The sequence below is a fragment of the Acinetobacter lwoffii genome, assembly GCF_022809915.1.
Taxonomy (GTDB): domain Bacteria; phylum Pseudomonadota; class Gammaproteobacteria; order Pseudomonadales; family Moraxellaceae; genus Acinetobacter; species Acinetobacter lwoffii_M.
The window spans coordinates 1-830 of record NZ_JALGQY010000090.1; the positions used below are offsets into that span (position 1 = coordinate 1).

The window sequence follows — 830 nt, forward strand, 5'->3', positions numbered from 1 at the left end:
TTTTTCCAGGCCATCGACGGTGTGGAGAAAAAGCCGTATTTCCCCATTAGGGCCTGGTTGGCATCAATTTTTGCAGCAATTTCGGCAGGAATCTTTTCCATTTTCTTGAGCTGCTTTTTGCCTTTATTCTTGTTTATATCATTAAAAACTGCTGCTGGATTTTTCGACATTAACAATGTGGCCACCTGGCCACGGCTTTCTTCACGGATCACACCGACCTGAATATGACGCAGTTGTACCTTGCCTGATTCGACCCAAGGCCGAGCTGCTTGCCAGAATTTATAGCAATATGGGCAATTCGGATCGGAAAACACATAGACCACCCGTGGTGCATCTGGCTTTCCATCCTGGATCCAGGTCGATTTTTCCAGGGTTTTCCAGACATCGTCCAATACCGCTTTTTTCATATGCTTTTCAATCTGCTCATTGGACAGGCTTTTCCCTTGCGCATCAAACAGTTCGCCCTTGATATAATATTTGTCATCGTTGGAGATAAATACCGTATTGGAATACTGGTCTTCATGCCCTACCCAGCCGGTCATTCCTTGCGGTGCCGGAATCTGTTTTACAAACACAAAACCCTGTTTTTCAATATGCTGTTTAATATTTGCCTGTGTGTGCATGCTCATGATCAGGAACATGCCTGCACCAAGCACCTGGTAAATTTTGTTCATACTGAGTCCTTCCGTTTTTTAAGGTTGATCTGAAATTCTATTTAAATATTGCTGCAACATGGCCGGACTGAGTTCCCCCATATGCCGCTCGACCAGCTGGCCTTGAGCATTAAAAAACAGCGTCGTTGGCAGGCCAAAACTATTCAGCTGCTGGGG

At 45.2% G+C, this 830-nt stretch carries 2 protein-coding genes; both read right to left on the reverse strand.

Translation table 11 applies throughout. The features are described from left to right. Positions 1-674: thiol:disulfide interchange protein DsbG (dsbG, locus tag MTX11_RS16545; protein ID WP_243475622.1), on the reverse strand; the 674-nt coding region annotated here is incomplete at its 3' end. 18 nt (positions 675-692) lie between these two features. Then, on the reverse strand, positions 693-830 hold a 138-nt coding region (locus MTX11_RS16550), incomplete at its 5' end, for a TlpA family protein disulfide reductase (RefSeq protein WP_420909239.1).